Origin of the sequence: Gilliamella apicola, assembly GCF_003202915.1 — a bacterium.
Lineage (GTDB): Bacteria > Pseudomonadota > Gammaproteobacteria > Enterobacterales > Orbaceae > Gilliamella > Gilliamella apicola_Q.
Map to the genome: position 1 here is coordinate 296,089 of NZ_QGLP01000004.1, position 16,603 is coordinate 312,691.

The 16,603-nt window shown below is 33.5% G+C and carries 16 protein-coding genes; 6 read left to right on the forward strand and 10 right to left on the reverse strand.

From position 1 onward, the window contains the following. Window positions 1–17: 17 nt before the first annotated feature. Entirely contained in the window at window positions 18–1,184 is a 1,167-nt protein-coding gene (locus DKK79_RS02875) for a sugar transporter (protein ID WP_375537966.1), read from the reverse strand. 350 nt (window positions 1,185–1,534) lie between these two features. On the opposite strand from DKK79_RS02875, the gene DKK79_RS14825 reads away from it, so the two are divergent. Together DKK79_RS14825 and DKK79_RS02885 are read left to right on the forward strand one after the other, a co-directional pair. Then, window positions 1,535–1,807 (forward strand): DMT family protein, encoded by a 273-nt coding sequence (locus DKK79_RS14825; RefSeq protein ID WP_375537967.1) that lies wholly within the window; start codon window positions 1,535–1,537, stop codon window positions 1,805–1,807. A 201-nt stretch (window positions 1,808–2,008) separates the two neighbouring features. Beyond that, window positions 2,009–2,749, forward strand: coding sequence for an acid phosphatase (locus DKK79_RS02885; RefSeq protein ID WP_110422761.1), 741 nt, complete (start codon window positions 2,009–2,011; stop codon window positions 2,747–2,749). Window positions 2,750–2,870: 121 nt separating this feature from the next. Here the strand turns inward: DKK79_RS02885 and apbC are convergent, their stop codons facing one another. Further along, on the reverse strand, window positions 2,871–3,938 hold the full coding sequence (gene apbC / locus DKK79_RS02890) for an iron-sulfur cluster carrier protein ApbC (protein WP_110422762.1): 1,068 nt from the start codon (window positions 3,936–3,938) through the stop codon (window positions 2,871–2,873). 244 nt (window positions 3,939–4,182) lie between these two features. On the opposite strand from apbC, the gene metG reads away from it, so the two are divergent. After that, window positions 4,183–6,210, forward strand: a complete 2,028-nt coding sequence (gene metG / locus DKK79_RS02895) for a methionine--tRNA ligase (protein WP_110422763.1) — start codon at window positions 4,183–4,185, stop codon at window positions 6,208–6,210. Window positions 6,211–7,067: 857 nt separating this feature from the next. Here metG and DKK79_RS02900 read toward each other — a convergent pair. Both DKK79_RS02900 and DKK79_RS02905 read right to left on the reverse strand, forming a co-directional pair. Next, a complete protein-coding gene (locus DKK79_RS02900) occupies window positions 7,068–7,856 on the reverse strand; it encodes an SDR family NAD(P)-dependent oxidoreductase (RefSeq protein WP_110422764.1) in 789 nt (262 codons plus the stop codon). Between the two features lie 115 nt (window positions 7,857–7,971). Beyond that, the gene (locus DKK79_RS02905; protein ID WP_086287313.1) at window positions 7,972–8,637 is read right to left on the reverse strand and encodes an NADPH-dependent F420 reductase; all 666 of its coding nucleotides are present in this window, start codon (window positions 8,635–8,637) and stop codon (window positions 7,972–7,974) included. Window positions 8,638–8,739: 102 nt separating this feature from the next. On the opposite strand from DKK79_RS02905, the gene DKK79_RS02910 reads away from it, so the two are divergent. Continuing rightward, window positions 8,740–9,627 carry a LysR family transcriptional regulator gene (locus DKK79_RS02910; protein WP_110422765.1) on the forward strand — a complete coding sequence of 296 codons (888 nt, stop codon included), beginning with the start codon at window positions 8,740–8,742 and terminating at the stop codon, window positions 9,625–9,627. Window positions 9,628–9,770: 143 nt separating this feature from the next. Here the strand turns inward: DKK79_RS02910 and tolC are convergent, their stop codons facing one another. Then, complete coding sequence (gene tolC / locus DKK79_RS02915) at window positions 9,771–11,117, reverse strand: outer membrane channel protein TolC (protein ID WP_110422766.1); 1,347 nt, start codon at window positions 11,115–11,117, stop codon at window positions 9,771–9,773. A 138-nt stretch (window positions 11,118–11,255) separates the two neighbouring features. On the opposite strand from tolC, the gene nudF reads away from it, so the two are divergent. Further along, window positions 11,256–11,885, forward strand: a complete 630-nt coding sequence (gene nudF / locus DKK79_RS02920) for an ADP-ribose diphosphatase (protein WP_110422767.1) — start codon at window positions 11,256–11,258, stop codon at window positions 11,883–11,885. 162 nt (window positions 11,886–12,047) lie between these two features. Then, complete coding sequence (gene cpdA, locus DKK79_RS02925; RefSeq protein ID WP_181415214.1) at window positions 12,048–12,878, forward strand: 3',5'-cyclic-AMP phosphodiesterase; 831 nt, start codon at window positions 12,048–12,050, stop codon at window positions 12,876–12,878. Window positions 12,879–12,943: 65 nt separating this feature from the next. On the opposite strand, the gene cls is transcribed toward cpdA, so the two are convergent. The 5 genes from cls to fldA all read right to left on the reverse strand — a co-directional run bounded on the left by cls (window position 12,944) and on the right by fldA (window position 16,561). Then, window positions 12,944–14,407, reverse strand: coding sequence for a cardiolipin synthase (gene cls / locus DKK79_RS02930; protein WP_110422769.1), 1,464 nt, complete (start codon window positions 14,405–14,407; stop codon window positions 12,944–12,946). Window positions 14,408–14,412: 5 nt separating this feature from the next. After that, window positions 14,413–14,871, reverse strand: a complete 459-nt coding sequence (gene yciA, locus DKK79_RS02935; RefSeq protein ID WP_034884025.1) for an acyl-CoA thioester hydrolase YciA — start codon at window positions 14,869–14,871, stop codon at window positions 14,413–14,415. A 27-nt stretch (window positions 14,872–14,898) separates the two neighbouring features. Further along, window positions 14,899–15,441 (reverse strand): inner membrane-spanning protein YciB, encoded by a 543-nt coding sequence (locus DKK79_RS02940; RefSeq protein WP_110422770.1) that lies wholly within the window; start codon window positions 15,439–15,441, stop codon window positions 14,899–14,901. 70 nt (window positions 15,442–15,511) lie between these two features. Continuing rightward, window positions 15,512–15,970, reverse strand: a complete 459-nt coding sequence (gene fur, locus DKK79_RS02945; RefSeq protein ID WP_034884029.1) for a ferric iron uptake transcriptional regulator — start codon at window positions 15,968–15,970, stop codon at window positions 15,512–15,514. 78 nt (window positions 15,971–16,048) lie between these two features. Then, window positions 16,049–16,561: a flavodoxin FldA gene (gene fldA / locus DKK79_RS02950; RefSeq protein ID WP_110422771.1), complete on the reverse strand. Its 513-nt coding sequence runs from the start codon at window positions 16,559–16,561 to the stop codon at window positions 16,049–16,051. Between the last annotated feature and the right edge of the window lie 42 nt (window positions 16,562–16,603).

The window sequence follows — 16,603 nt, forward strand, 5'->3', positions numbered from 1 at the left end:
TCAATGTGAGCGCTTATTTACCAAGTTCTTCTGGAAAGAAGGTAAAAGAGCATTAGGGCAATAGTCACAAAAACAGAACCGACAAAGCCAATGTAATGTGTGGATAAATAAACCAATACTTGGCTACCAACAAAAGCTCCCCCACCGATACCGATATTATAAATGCCCGAATAAACCGAGGTTGCAATATCGGCAGCGTCAGGGGCAGCATCAATGACTTTACTTTGCATCACCATACTAATGATAGTAATGGCTAGCCCCCAAACCATACCTTGTAATATTGCGGTAATTAGGCTGAAAGAACAAACATAAAGTGATAACAAGCAGGTCAATAATAATAATGCCGGAATCACAAATATTGCGATAGGATGTGAATCAGCATATTTGGCAAAAATGACACTGCCAATCATACCTGAGAAACCAACAGCTAATAACAGACTAACGACAACATGCTCACTAAAACCGCCAACATTGAGCATAAATGGCGTAATATAAGTATAAGCTGTGAAATGACCAGTTATTATAATTGCGGTTAGCAAATAGATATTTAGTAATACTGGGCGTTTGAGTACTTTAGGAATATCTTTGATTAAAATCTTATTCAAACTTGGTACTGATGGTAACAAATAAAGTAGCGACAACATGACACAAAAGGCAATAAAACCAATACATAAAAAGGTTATTCGCCAGCCAACAAGTTGTCCGATCATGGTTCCAATTGGAATCCCTAAAACAGTTGCCATAGAAGTACCAACCACGATAAAGCCCATAGCTTTAGCTTTTTTGCCATTGGGTGCTAAACGAACAGCTAAAGGTGTGGTAATGGCCCAAAATACCGCATGTGCGCAAGCAATACCAATTCTTGCCACCATTAAACTGTAAAAACTCCAAGCAAAACCTGCAAGGATATGACTACCGATAAATAGACAAAACAAAAATATCAGTAGTTTTCGCCGATCCATTTTTGAAGTTAATACCGTTAACGGTAAAGATAATAACGATACGGCCCAAGCATAAATAGTTAATAATAGCCCGGCATGTGCGACATCCATCGAAAAACTTTCAGCAATATTCGGCAGTAATCCAACGGGAACAAATTCAGTCGTATTGAAAATAAAACCTGCAAAAGCAAGGCAAAGAATCGATGACCATATTCGAGACCGTTTATTGGCATTATTCATGATTAAAGTTATAGAGGGAATAGAGATTTAATAGTGTAATTATAGCTGAATCTATTTTACTATCAAACAGTGAAGATAAATAAATAACACGATTAAATTAATTATTTTTTAAATTAAATCATTCAACCATTTTGCTGCTTGAATCGATAAGAGTATATACTATTACAACCTATAATAAATCGTTCGATTAACTATGATGAATCAACCTCTCATTACTGTTTGTCTTCTCACTTGTAGTAATATTTTTATGACGTTCGCTTGATACGGACATTTGCGGTTTTATGCATAATCAAGTTTGGATTTTAGCGGTGCTTATTAGTTAGGAGATTGCCTTTTTTGAGTATTTGCTACAAGTGCCGGCAAACCGTATCGGCTTTCAAGTTGCTAGCGCAGGGCAATTAGAAATTATTCAAGAAGTGATCAGCTTGTCAGTATTTATTCCATTTTCAATTTACATTTTAAAAGAACCATTCAAAACCGATTATATTTGGGCTGGACTATGTTTACTCGGTGCAGTTTTTTTATGTTTAAAGATAAAATTATTGCCTAACATAAATATTCAGTTTATTAACTTATTATATTTTGTCCATTTAACCAGTAATTATTTTTTTCTAAAAAAACAATAGTTTTTAAATATTATTGTGAGGTTAATCATAGAATAATAAATAGGTTTTTGGTCAGTAATCATAACTGTTTTATTATGAACGAAATTAACATTTATTGATTACTGATAATTAAATTATACGTGCCAGAACTTGTAATTTCTTTATTTGCTCTATTTAGTGAAATTGTTTTTGTTGTTTACAATTGTATTTAAGGAGGCGTATATGTGTAACAAGTTTCTCAGCTCGTTTTTTATATCTATATTATTTTGCTTTAGTACTCATGCCATTGAAGCTAAAGATGTCACTACCGATCCAAACGATTTTTATCTTAAACTAGAACAGGCGCCGGACAGTTTGCTGTTGTTACCCCCACCACCAGCCTTTAATAGTATCGATTTTTTAAAAGATAAAGCCATGTATGATTGGGGAAAATCGATGCGTAATACTGAACGGGGCAAACAAGCTTATCTTGATGCTGATTCGAGTAAAGATAATGTTACCAAGCAATTTTCTCCCGCTTTTGGATATGAAATTTCGATTGGTAATTCACCAGAAATTTATAAACTTATTACCACAATGAAGGAAGATGCCGGTGATCTTGCAACCCGCTCTGCAAAACAGCATTATAATCGAATCAGACCATTTTCATTTTTTAATGAACCAACTTGCCGACCTGAGGATGAAAAAACCTTATCCACTAATGGTTCATATCCTTCAGGTCACACTACAATGGGATTTGCTATAGCTTTGGTCTTAGCTGAGATCAACCCTGCGCGTCAAAATCAAATTTTGAAACGAGGTTATGACATTGGCGAAAGTCGTGTTATCTGTGGTTATCATTGGCAAAGTGATGTGGATGCTGCAAAAGTGATGGCAGCTGCGGTTGTTGCCCAATTACATACTAATTCAGCATTTATCGCACAATTAGCCAAAGCAAAAGCTGAGTTGAAAAAATTTAAGTAATTATAGATTTAATTACTCTATATTCAATAACCACAGATTTAGTAACCACAGAGCAATAATGTAGAACTTGCCAACTTAATTATATTGGTTGTTAAATCTTAACAACCAATATAGATCTGCACTATAAAGTTTTAAACGAAATATCAGGTAAAATGGTTTCGCCTTGCCAATAAAGTTGGCTAGCGACTTGGGCTGCAATTTTATAGTATAATTGGGTGAATTCGCTATCAGGATGGTTAATAACCGTCGGTTTACCAGAATCTAAATCTTGGCGTAATAGACGGTGCAGGGGAATTTGGCCAAGTAATTGAGTTTGGTATTTTTCAGCCAAATGTTTTGCGCCATCCTCACCAAAAATCGCTTCATAATGTCCACAATTTTCACAGATATGATAACTCATGTTTTCAATAATCCCCAGAGTTGGGATATTAACTTTGTTATACATAATGATTCCCTTTTTAGCATCAATTAATGCGATATCTTGCGGAGTAGTTACAATAACTGTTGCTGTGACAGGAACGTTTTGGGCAAGCGTTAATTGAATATCTCCTGTTCCCGGTGGCATATCCATAACCAAATAATCAAGCTCTGGCCAAAGCGTATCTTCTAAAATCTGACACAATGCTTTACTAGCCATTGGTCCTCGCCACACCATCGCGCCGTCAGCATCAACTAAATAACCGATAGAATTACTAGCAAGACCATAGGCCATAATCGGAGACATATGTTTATTATCTGGCGTTAATGGTTGCTCTTTTTCGGTGCCAAGCATGGTTGGAATGGACGGTCCGTAAATATCCGCATCTAATATCCCAACTTTTGCACCTTGCTTTTGTAATGCTAAAGCTAAATTGACCGCTGTTGATGATTTACCAACACCACCTTTACCAGAACTCACTGCAATAATATTTTTAACATTCTTAATAGGATGATGATTATTTGCTCGCTTTAACGTGGCAATATTATATTGAATATTCCAATTAATCTTGTCCACACCGTCTAATTGAAGCAATTCGGGGGTAACTGTAGCTTTAAGGTCTTCAAAGCCGGTCTGCCAAGCAAAAGGCATAACAAAGCTTATTAGCAGTTGATGACCTATCAGCTCACATTGAGTCACTGCGCCTAGTTCAATCAAGTTTTTCTGTAATGTTGGATGATTAAAATTCTCAAGAATTATCTTTGCTTGCATGGAAGTTTGCCTTGATTATTGCTATATATTATTTATTTTACTTCAATTTGTAATAGATATTATCAATATCCTTTATGGATAATAAATGACAAAATTACCTTTTTCGTTCAACAATCAGATATAACAGCTATAAGATTGATTGACTATATAAAGAAATTTAATCAAATTATGGCATAAATCTAGCGATAATCACACGATTGATGTACTATTTCTGCCATTATGTAATTAAAGGTAATAATTCAACATGACAACTCAACGCAAAATATTAGTGACTTGTGCGCTCCCTTATGCAAATGGTTCAATTCACTTAGGTCATATGCTTGAACATATTCAAGCTGATGTATGGGTACGCTATCAACGTATGCGCGGTAATGAGATCTATTTTATTTGTGCCGATGATGCGCATGGAACGCCGATTATGCTCAAAGCTCAGCAATTAGGAGTCACACCTGAGCAGATGATTGCTGAAGTCAAAATCGAACATCAACGCGATTTTGCCGGATTTAACATTAGTTTTGATAACTATCACTCAACCCATAGTCCTGAAAATCGTGAAATATCAGAACAAATTTATAAACGTTTAAAAGCGAATGGTTATATTAAAACTAAGGTTATTTCACAACTGTTTGACCCTGAAAAACAGATGTTTTTACCAGATCGTTTTGTAAAAGGTACTTGCCCTCGTTGTAAAGCACCCGACCAATATGGCGACAATTGTGAGGTATGTAGCGCGACTTATAATCCTACTGATCTTATTGATCCTAAATCAGTCGTTTCAGGCGCAACACCGATTTTGAAACAATCCGAGCACTTCTTTTTCGACTTACCTGCTTTTTCAACCATGCTACAAGCGTGGATACGTTCAGGCACATTACAAGAACAAGTTGCTAATAAGATGCAAGAATGGTTTGAAGCAGGTCTACAACCGTGGGATATCAGCCGTGATGCCCCTTATTTTGGTTTTGAAATTCCAGACGCACCGGGTAAATATTTTTATGTTTGGTTAGATGCACCGATTGGTTATATGGGCTCTTTCCTTAACTATTGCAACAAAAATAATAAAGCGATTTTTGATGAATTCTGGAATAAAGATTCAAAGACCGAGCTTTATCATTTTATCGGTAAAGATATTGTCTACTTCCATAGTTTATTTTGGCCGGCAATGTTAGATGGTAGTGAACATCGCAAACCATCAAATATTTTTGTACACGGTTATGTAACAGTTGATGGCGCTAAAATGTCAAAATCACGTGGTACTTTTATTCAAGCTAGTACCTATTTAAAACATCTGGATCCAGATTGTTTACGTTACTATTATGCCGCTAAATTGTCACCACATATTGATGATATCGATCTTAATCTCGAAGATTTTGTTCAACGAGTTAATAGTGATTTGGTTAATAAAGTGGTTAATATTGCATCGCGTTCATCGGGATTTATCAGTAAACGATTCGACGGCAAATTATCCGATAATATTGCAGCACCAGAACTTTACGCCTTATTTGTGGAAAAATCGCAAGTTATTGCTGATGCTTTTGAAAAACGAGAATCAGGTAAAGCGGTACGTGAAATTATGGCTTTAGCTGACGAAGCTAATCGCTATATTGATGAAAAAGCACCATGGGTTGTTGCTAAACAGGAAGGGCAAGATCAGCAATTACAAGATATTTGTTCAATGGGTATTCATCTATTCCGCATTTTAATGACCTATTTAAAACCTATCGTACCTTCATTAGCTGAACGTAGTGAAGCATTTTTAAATAGTCAATTAGAATGGTATACAATTGATAAAGCCTTAACAGGTCATAAAATTAACAGTTTCAAAGCATTATTTAACCGAATTGATATGGATAAAATTACTGCAATGATTGAAGAAACTAAAGAATTAACTACATCGACAGCACGCGCTAAAGAAAAAGTAGCTGAGCCAATTGCTGATACCATTAATTTTGATGATTTTGCTAAAGTTGATATGCGAGTTGCATTAATCAAGAATGCTACTTTTGTAGAGGGTTCTGATAAACTATTGCAATTGACTCTCGATATTGGTGATGAAACGCGTAATGTGTTTTCGGGCATAAAACAATTTTATCCTGATCCTCAAGTTTTAATTGGTCGTTTAACAATTATGATTGCTAATTTAGCTCCTCGTAAAATGCGTTTTGGCGTTTCAGAAGGTATGGTTCTTTGTGCAAGTGGTAAAGACGATGGTGAGGGTGTTTACCTTTTATCACCGGATAGCGGAGCAAAACCAGGAATGCGAATTTCATAATTCATATCTGCATTTTTAAAATAACATCTTAACAAGTTCATATGCTTGTTAAGATATTTGAGGTTATGCATACGTTTTAGTATAAAAATTTATTCATTAAGGTAATATTTATTTAAGTCCCTTTTTCGATTATAAATGTTTATTTAATTAACTATAATGTAACTATTTCTGTTTTTGTCGACCTTCTCAAATAAAATCTCATTCGGCATCTTTTTCAAATACCATTACTGTTTCATCGGATGTAATAATCTTTCACAAATAAAGTTTGTGTTTAAATTACAATACTTTATTTTCATACCTGTTAACGTAATCCAATATTATTTGACGTTGCATGTTTCACAAATAGCAGTAAATTTGTAAAAATTTTCTAGATATTAACAAATATTAAAAAAACATTCTTATTCAATAATTAATGGATGGCAATTCTTTATTAGAAAGAGCAGTTAAAAAAGTGGAAGACAGAATAGTTATAATAGAATTGTTGAAAAGTCTAATCTAAATGTACGTTCATATATCGGCAATTAGGTTACCTTAAATCTTAATTTATGCACATGTCAGAGCGTTTTTTTGTAAAAAAGTTTCAGATTAAGTATATGTTTCAGTATAAAATTTATTGGATTTAAGCTGTTATTATCGGTCTTAGCTAATAATTGAAATCCTTAATAATAAATCCTATTGCCGTTATTTTAATTTTAGTATTATGTTATAAATGAAAGGTAAAGTAAGGGGGATAGCAATGTTGTTATCCCCTAAGTGTCGACAGTTAATGATATAAGATAAACATATTATCTATCTTTAGATTTATAAACTTTAAATCCTTTCTTTTTATTAATGAGTAAAATAAATTAATTTTTCTCTTAAATTTTTTGATTTTGTGAAGGATTTCCAGAATAAGGAAGTATGCTATCTTTTAACGAAAATGAGAAATCTGTCGTGTTGATCTCTCCTATGATTTTATCACTATCATATAAAGCTAACAAAAATTGCGCCATGTCATCGGCGGAATGATATTTTGCAAAACTTTTATCATAATCATATTTATCAACATTATTGGCTTTTTGTCCAAATTCTGTTTGCGTTGCCGCGGGTGCTAGAACTTTCGCACGTAACTGTGCCTTAGCTTGTATCAATTCTTGCGCTAATCCTTCAGTAAAAGCATTCACATAAAACTTGGTTGCACAATAGGTGACCGCATTTGGAACAATAGTATATCCTCCTCTTGATGAAATATTGATAAGTTGCGTACCTGATTGATTATGATATTTACGCACATAGAGCGTTGATAGGATAGTTAATGCCTCAATATTTAAATGTAACATCGACTCTATTTTGTTTAAATCTTGCTCGCCAACACTGCCATAGTGGCCAAAACCGGCATTATTGATCCATGTCTCAATAAAATATGGTTCTAAATCTGTAAAAAGTGAATGAACATTGCTAGATATAGATAAGTCACATTTTTTTATAATGACATCTAATTCAGGATTAATATCTGCAATTTTTTGTTTAAGTAAAGTTAGCTGTTCTTGCCGTCTAGCAATAACAATTAGTGGTTTATTTCGTTTTGCAAAGGCGATGGCTGTTGCATAACCTATTCCTGAACTTGCGCCAGTAATGACTGTATATCTCAAATCTTTTTTGACCATTTTTTCTTATCCATTTTTAAAGTTGTTATTAAAATTTTGCTTAATGATTAAATTAACTTCTTAATATCATCTGTAATTATAGAAGTGTTAAGATGATAGTATTTTCTATTTTAACTTAAGATTTCCACGAGTTGTGTGGTAATTCGAGTTGTCTATCAGCTTTAGATAATGCATGCTTTAATTGATCAAGATTGAGTGGCACACAATAAGCTGGTTTAGCACGCTCAAAACGCCAACTTTCGGATAATTTACCTACGTCGAAATAGTCAAATCCGATTCGATCAATTAACTCATATACAGTTTGTTTTGCTAAATCATCATTACCTGCGATAGGGAGTGCTCTTCGATTTGTTTTATCATTTGGTTTTGCATCTTTCAAAATATCTCTTGCAAGAATAGCATTAAATACTTTAACTATTTTAGATTTACAAAGATGTTGGGCGACTAATTCACTTGTGGTCGTTTGATAAGTATCTAAAAGTTCTATGTGTCCATCACGTTCAGGATAATAATTCATTGCATCAAGAACGATCTTATTGCCAAGAATATCCGCTGGTAACTGTTGATAATTGACAAAAGGAATTGCAACGAGAATAATTTCACTGAAATCAATTGTTTCTTCTTGATTACCAATTTCACAACCCAAACTGCTTGCTACACTAAATAATGTTTTTTTATCTCGGGAATTACATAACATGACTTGATATCCATTTTGTAGAAATAACTTAGCCCAAGCCTGACCAACAAACCCAGCTCCAATTATTCCAATTTTTTTTAACATATTAATTCCTAAGTCATAAATGAATTTGTTATATTATTGTCTTAAAATAAAAGATAATAAATGATATCAAAATTGTTTTATTAACAACTAAGGGTTGGTAATATGGATCTTTTAAGAAGTATGGAAGCTTTTGTATTGACCGTAAAAACAGGTTCATTTGCAGCTTCCGCCATTTCACTAAATACTTCACCACAAATGATCGCCAAATATGTGGTATTTTTAGAAGATTATTTAGGCTTAAAATTACTGAATCGTACGACACGATCGCAAAAGTTAACTGAATTTGGTAAACAATATTATGAAAAGTGTTTATTCATCCTTGATGAAGTAAAAAGTTCAAAAACATTAGCTCAACAATTTATTGAAGAACCTAAAGGACGACTTAGAATTAGTGCGCCAGTAAGTTATGGGCATTTTAATTTAATTTCTGTGCTTAGTCGTTTTATGAGATGCTATCCAAAAGTAAATGTTGATCTTCAATTAAGTGATCGCTATGTCGATTTAGTTAAAGATGATTTTGATATTGTTTTTCGAATTGGCGAATTATCTAATTCAAGTTATATTGCTCGTAAACTCAATTCTTACAAACTTATTTTTGCAGCTTCACCAACTTATCTTGCTAAAAATGGTATACCGGTAACGCCTAATGATATAAAAAAACATCAATGTTTAATTTATCAATATGTCAATCCAACTAAAAAAGATTATCTTTGGCCTTTTAGTATTAATGGAAAGGTAATCAATATCCCCATATCAGGAACATTAAAAAGTAATGATACTTTAGCTTTAGCAAATGCCGCTGTCGAAGGTTTGGGTATAACTATGTTACCCCAATCAATGCTAAGTGAGCTTATTCGTCAGAATAAATTATTTCCAATATTACAAGATTTTTTACCACCAGCAAGAGAAGTTCATCTACTTTATAAATCTGATAAACAGCAGCTACCTAAACTTAAGATGTTTATTGAATTTATCACTAATTCAATGTGATAAATAGAATGTTTTTTTGAATTTTTAAATTAGTTTAAAAATTCATATTTGCTCTATTTAGATACTCAATAAAGAATAATATAAAAAGGCGATAAAAAATCGCCTTTTTATATGAGAGATTATAAAATAATTAACCTTGCTGATTATTCGATGGTAGCTAAAGTACTAACTTCTTTACCTAGCATATTATTTAAATAAATTAAATCATCTGCAGTTAAAGTACCAACAGAATACTTCAATTGTAATAGACTGGTTAAATAACCATATTTTGCGTCAGATAAATTTCGTTTTGAACTATAAAGTTGAGTTGTTGCATTAAGTACATCAACGATAGTTCGAGTTCCTACTTGATAACCAGAAGATGTGGCTTCCAATGAACTTTGTGCTGAAACCACCGCTTGTTGATAAGCCTTAATCGCACTGATTGAAGAAGAGATATTGTTATAAGATGAACGCACTTGATTAATCACACTGCGATTAGTACTTTCAAGCTTTTCACTGAAACTAACAAAATTTTGTTGTGCTTGTTGCACCTGAGATACAGTAGCTCCGCCAGAGAATAATGGTAAACTTACACTGATACCAATCCTATTATCGCCAGAATATTTTTTACCAGCAGTATGACGTTCATAATTAACATTACCATAACTATCCGCCTTATTCAGATTGGTTGATGCCTCTAAACTAGCTGTAGGCATGAAACCAGAATAAGCCATTTTAATTTGATCACGAGCAATCTCTTGATTTAACTTCATTGTCAATAAGTTAAGGTTAGTTTTTTCAGATTGTTTTAGTAAAGTGGTGATTTGTGTTGGCTCTTGCGTTTTAAACGTATTGGTATCAACACTAGCTAAGTTAGCGTAAAAACGACCACTTACTTGGCGTAATGCTTCAAGCGCGTTATTTAGATCATTCAACGCATTAACCTGTTGCGCTACTGTTAAATCATAATTAGCTTGTGCATTTTGTACGTCTGTAATTGCAACTAAGCCAACTTTATGTTGCTGACGAGTTTGATCTAATTGACGACCAATTGCTTTTTTTTGTGCATCAATAAAGCTTAATGCATCGAGACATTTAAGTACGTTAAAGTAAGCTACGGAAGTATTTAGAATTAACGTTTGATCTTGATATTGATAAGAAATATCAGCAATAGTTGCTTGTTTTTTTGTAATATCTAAGGCTTTCCAACTGGAAAAATTAAAAATACTCTGTGATAGGGCGACTTGATATAAGCTACCGCTTTTAGTATTGATCCCACGAGTGTCCCGACGTCCATGTGCTACACCATAAGAAGCACTAAGGCCAACTTGCGGAAGTAAGCTTGCACGAGAACCTGAAATAGCTGAGTAAGCTTTATCTTTTTCAGCCAATGAACTGCGAAGATCTGGGTTAGTATCTCTTGCTTGTTCATAAACCTGAACTAAGTTTTCAGCAAACACAGATTGACTTAATGCTAAGCCAATTAAAAAAGTTAAAGTTTTTTTCATCAATCTTCTCTTTAAAAGCAATAAAATAGAATAATATTTCCAATTGCATAATTTTAACAGATAATTAGCATATAGAAAGTATCCTAATTCGTGATTCGCACTTTTTATTAAAATTTAGCCCAAAATCGAGAAACTGATATGAAATATAAACCTACACCAATAGTTTTTAACAAAAAAGATGTTTTTAATTTAACTAAACGAATTTTATATAAAGGCTTTTTTTCATTATATGAGTATCGTTTTCAATACCGTAAATTTGATGGTTCCGTTAGTGAAGCTGTCACTCGAGAAATTTTGGATCGCGGTCACGCGGTGGTACTGTTAGCATATGATGATAAACGTGACGAAGTGGTTCTAATTGAACAAATTCGGATAGCCGCGATTGATACACAAGATACTCCGTGGATGCTTGAACTTATCGCTGGAATGATGGATCACGATAATGAATCAAGCGAAGAAGTGGCAAAACGAGAAGCGATGGAAGAAGCCGGCATTATGGTTGGACAATGTAAGCCGATTATTAGTTATCTAGCTTCACCAGGTGGTTTAACCGAGCAATTGCATATTTTGGTTGGTCAAGTTGATTCTTCGACAGCAAAAGGGGTACACGGTCTGGCTGAAGAAAACGAAGATATTAAAGTTCATGTGGTAAGTCGTGAACAAGCATATCAATGGGTGGAAGAGGGAATAATCAACAATGCAGCATCAATTATCGCCTTGCAATGGTTACAACTTAATCATCAATCATTAAAGGATGAATGGAAATAAGCTATTTTTGTAAAATAAAGGAAATTATTTCTTTCCTAAAGATAGAAATTATTTTACAATTTGATATAACATCATGATTTAAAAATAAAAAATTGTGATGTTGATCACAATATCAATTCTATTGCTGAACTAACTTCATTTAATAACTAATAGAGGTAAATTTTGGAGTCACTTTTAACGCTTCAAATACAAAATAAGCATTGTGCAAAAATTTTGCATATTACTGATACACATCTGTTTTCTGATAATGCTGGCTCGTTGTTAGGCGTCAAGTCGAATGCGAGTTTTTTATCGGTTATTAATGAAATTAAGCGAGCTAATAAGCAGTATGATTTAATTGTTGCCACTGGTGATTTTGTGCAAGATGGTTCGAAAAAATCCTATGCGCGTTTTGCTGAGCAGATCAAGCAATTTGATACACCATGTGTCTGGTTAGCTGGTAACCATGATAACTTTAGATATATGCAAGAAGTGTTTTCAAATTACCAATTAATGGAAAATAAAGCAGTATTACTTGGTGAAAATTGGCTAATATTGTTGTTAAATAGTCAAGTAGTTGGTCAAGCTTATGGTATGTTATCTGAAAATGAATTGCAGTTTCTTGAAGAGACATTGTTAGTTCATGCTGATAAAAACGCACTGCTATTTTTACATCATCATCCTATAAATTCGGGGTGCCACTGGTTAGATGAGCATATTTTGAAAAATAGTGATCAACTTGAAAATATCATTGAAAAATTTCCGACAATTAAAGGTCTTGGTTGGGGACATATTCACCAACAACAAGATCATATCTGGCATAACTGTCATGCGTTTTCAACACCTTCTACCTGTTTTCAATTTAAGCCTAATTGCTATGATTTTCAACTATCTAATGAGGATGCTCCAGGTTGGCGGGAAATTATTCTTGATGAAGATGGAACGATAAAATCTAGCGTTTTTCGTATTGCAGACAACCAATTTTTACCGGATTTTTCGCAAAAAGGTTATTAACTTTAACTTATTCAAACTTAAGCATTATCAGTCTGCATGGTATTATGATTTTTTGTGTTAATTGATTAGAGTAAAGGTGCAAAAAAGTAGAATAATCGTTCAACAACGCGTTGCCAGATTGGTCGTTTTTTCCATTTTGCTATAGCAATTTTATCTGATTGTGACAAATATTGTTCTAATAATGCAGATAATGATTTAGCAAACTGTGCATCATCAATTACCGTAGTAATTTCAAAATTTAGCCATAAACTCCGCATATCTAAATTAACCGTACCGACCAAACTAAGTTGATTATCGATTAGTACGCTTTTGGTATGTAGTAAATTATCATTGAACTGATAAAGCTTAACGCCACCGTTTAATAATTCTGAAAAGAAGGCTCGACTAGCCCATTTAACCATTAACGAATCATTCTTTTTAGGCACGATAATGATAACTTCAACTCCTCTCTGAGCCGCGGTACATACTGCATGTAAAATATCATCACTTGGCACTAAATAAGGCGTTGTGAAGATAATTTGTTCTTGGGCAGAATAAATTGCAGTTAATAATACTTGATGTATCATATTTTCGGTATAACCCGGACCAGAAGCAATAAGTTGCATAATGTGTTTTTCTTCTTCCGGAGGCTCTGCAAAATCGGTAATCTGAGGAAGGGCTAAATATTTGCCTGTTTCAAGTTCCCAATCACTGGCATAAATAGCACCCATTAAGGTGGTTACTGGACCACACATTCTGATCATTATGTCAACCCATTCACCAACATGCTTATTTTGTTTAAAGAATCGAGGGTCAACTATATTCATGCTACCGGTATATGAGATATAGTTATCAATAATGGCGACTTTGCGATGTTGGCGTAAATCAAGACGTCTAAACATGAATCTTAATAGATTCACTTGTAACGCTTCAACGATAACAATGCCAGCATCACGCATTCTTTGGCAGGCCTTTGAGCGAATAAAATGTCGACTACCGGCTGAGTCGATCATTAAACGACAAATGACTCCTCGCTGCGTGGCTTGAATAAGTGCTTGTTCAACATCATCAGCTTTACCACCTTCATTCCAGATGTAAAAAACCATTTCTATATTTGATTTAGCTTGGTTGATATCAGCAATTAATCGATCGAAAATGGCATCAGTATTACTTAACAATTCAATGTGATTTCCTCTGATTCCATCAAGACCTGTTTGATGTTTACAAAGTTGAAAAATGGGTTTACTAACTTGACTAACTTTAGTGGTAAATATGTCAGGAAATGCACTTATTCTATTAATAAATTTGCTTATAGTAGGGCGCATTTTTTGCGCACGCTTCGCTCTTTGTTGACCAAGGTGAGCTTCGCCAAGTGCAAAATAGAGGATGACACCAATAATCGGTAAAATATAAATAACTAACATCCATGCAATGACATAAGTGGTTGGTCGTCTTTTAAAGACAATACGTAACGTGGTCGATACAATAAGCAACCAGTAAACAAGAAAAATTAATGTACTTACTAATGCATGAAATGAAGTAAATTGCATATTTATCAGCTATAACTTAAATTTAGTTTACTAATAGGGTCTTTAGTACAGTCATAATTTTGGAATATTTCTGGTAACGGCTTCGGATTATTATGTTTATCAACTGAAACATAGGTAAATGTTGCATCGGTAATACAGAAGCGTTGCATCATATTGTCAGCATCTGTTATTTTTTTAATCCAGACTTCGATTCCGATAGTAATCGATGTTTTACCAGTTTTTATACAATGTGCATAACAACAAACTACATCCCCTACCATTGCCGGTTTATAGAAGGTGATACTACTTGCATTAACGGTTACCACTCTTCTCTTGGCAATTTCTTTCGCCAAAATACCTCCGGCTAAATCCATTTGAGACATGATCCAGCCACCAAAAATATGTCCATGAGGATTAGTGTCTGCCGGCATGGCTAAAGTTCGTAAAACCAATTGTCCTTTTGGGTTATTTTCGTTTTGTGTCATGTTAAAAATACTCCTACTTATATAATTTTATCCGTTTTCAGTCGTTTTATTCATATGACGATAAATATAAATTCCAGAAATCAAAGACATTACTAATGATGCACCCGGTAAAATAAATACCTTAAAGATCCAGAAAAAATCACTTGATGCATAATATGTTGCAACTAAACTGAAGGAACCGCAAATAATAAAAAAAACTATCCATATCAAATTCAGTTTATTCCAAATAGCTATATCAAGCTGTATTTCTTTACCTAACATTTTTTGTAGTAAGTTTTTTTTGAAACCGAACTGACTAATAGCTAACGCAGCAGCGAATAAGAAATTTATAATGGTCACTTTCCATTTAATAATATCTTGATTTTGTGTATAAAGTGTCACTCCACCAAAAATCATTATCATCATATAAGATATCAGTTCAACTTTATCAAGTTTTTTATACAAAACAAGAATGATCAAAAATGATACTGTTGAAGCAATCATTAATGCTTTAACACCGACAAAAATATCGTAAAATGTTAAAAATATAAAAAAGACGATAAGTGGAATAAAATTTAAGAGCTGCTTCATTTAATTATTAACCTGAAAGATAAAAGTAAGTATTCGTATTGTCGATAAGTAAAAAGCCTATGAAATAGGCTTATTTTTTTGTATGAAGTTCTGGGTGAGCTTTACAGTTACCTGATTTGCAATGTCCATAAAGATATAAACTATGAAAGGTTAGGGTAACACCATATTGTTCCGCGATTTCTTTCTGACGTTGATTAATAATTTCATCACGGAATTCAAAAACTTCACCACAATCTAAACAAATTAAATGGTCATGATGTTTTTGTGAGGCAAGTTCGAAAACCGCTCTTCCTCCTTCAAAATTATGACGAGTTACAATACCTGCGTCATCAAATTGATTTAATACACGATAAACTGTAGCAAGACCAATTTCTTCGCCCATATCAATTAGTTTCTTATAAAGATCTTCGACAGTAATGTGTTGGCATGAAGGATCTCGCAATAGTTCTAAAATTTTTAATCGAGGTAACGTAACCTTTAAGCCGGCACTTTTGAGCGCTGCATTATTATCTTTATCATGATTTGTCATATTACATTCCAGTTTAGTTAATTAGTTAATCATATTATAAAAATATGAACGGAAAATAAAATAAATCACTTCAATAGATCAAATATTCATTTCGCTTTTTACTTGATTTACCCAATTATTAATACGTTCTTGTGTTAATTCAGGTTGACGATCTTCATCGATAGCTAAACCGACAAAATGGTTGTCATCAATTAAACTTTTAGAAGCTTCAAAGCTGTAACCTTCTGTTGACCAATGACCAACAATTTTAGCGCCTTTAGGTTCAATAATATCGCGGAGAGTTCCCATGGCATCACAAAAATACTCAGCATAATCTTCTTGGTCACCACAACCAAAAATTGCTACTGTTTTTCCATTGAAATCAACTTGTTCTAAATTAGGAAAAAAATCATCCCAATCAGCTTGAGATTCACCGTAATACCAAGTCGGAATACCAAAAAATAGAAAATCATATTTTTCAATATGTTCTTTTGTTGTTTTTGCGATATCAAAAAGATCAGCTTTATCTGTACCTAAAATTTGTTGGATTTGTTTAGCTACATTTTCTGTATTACCGGTGTCACTACCAAAAAAAATTCCAACTTGTGCCATATTTTTACCTTTACTGTTTTTACAATATAAATATATGCTTTG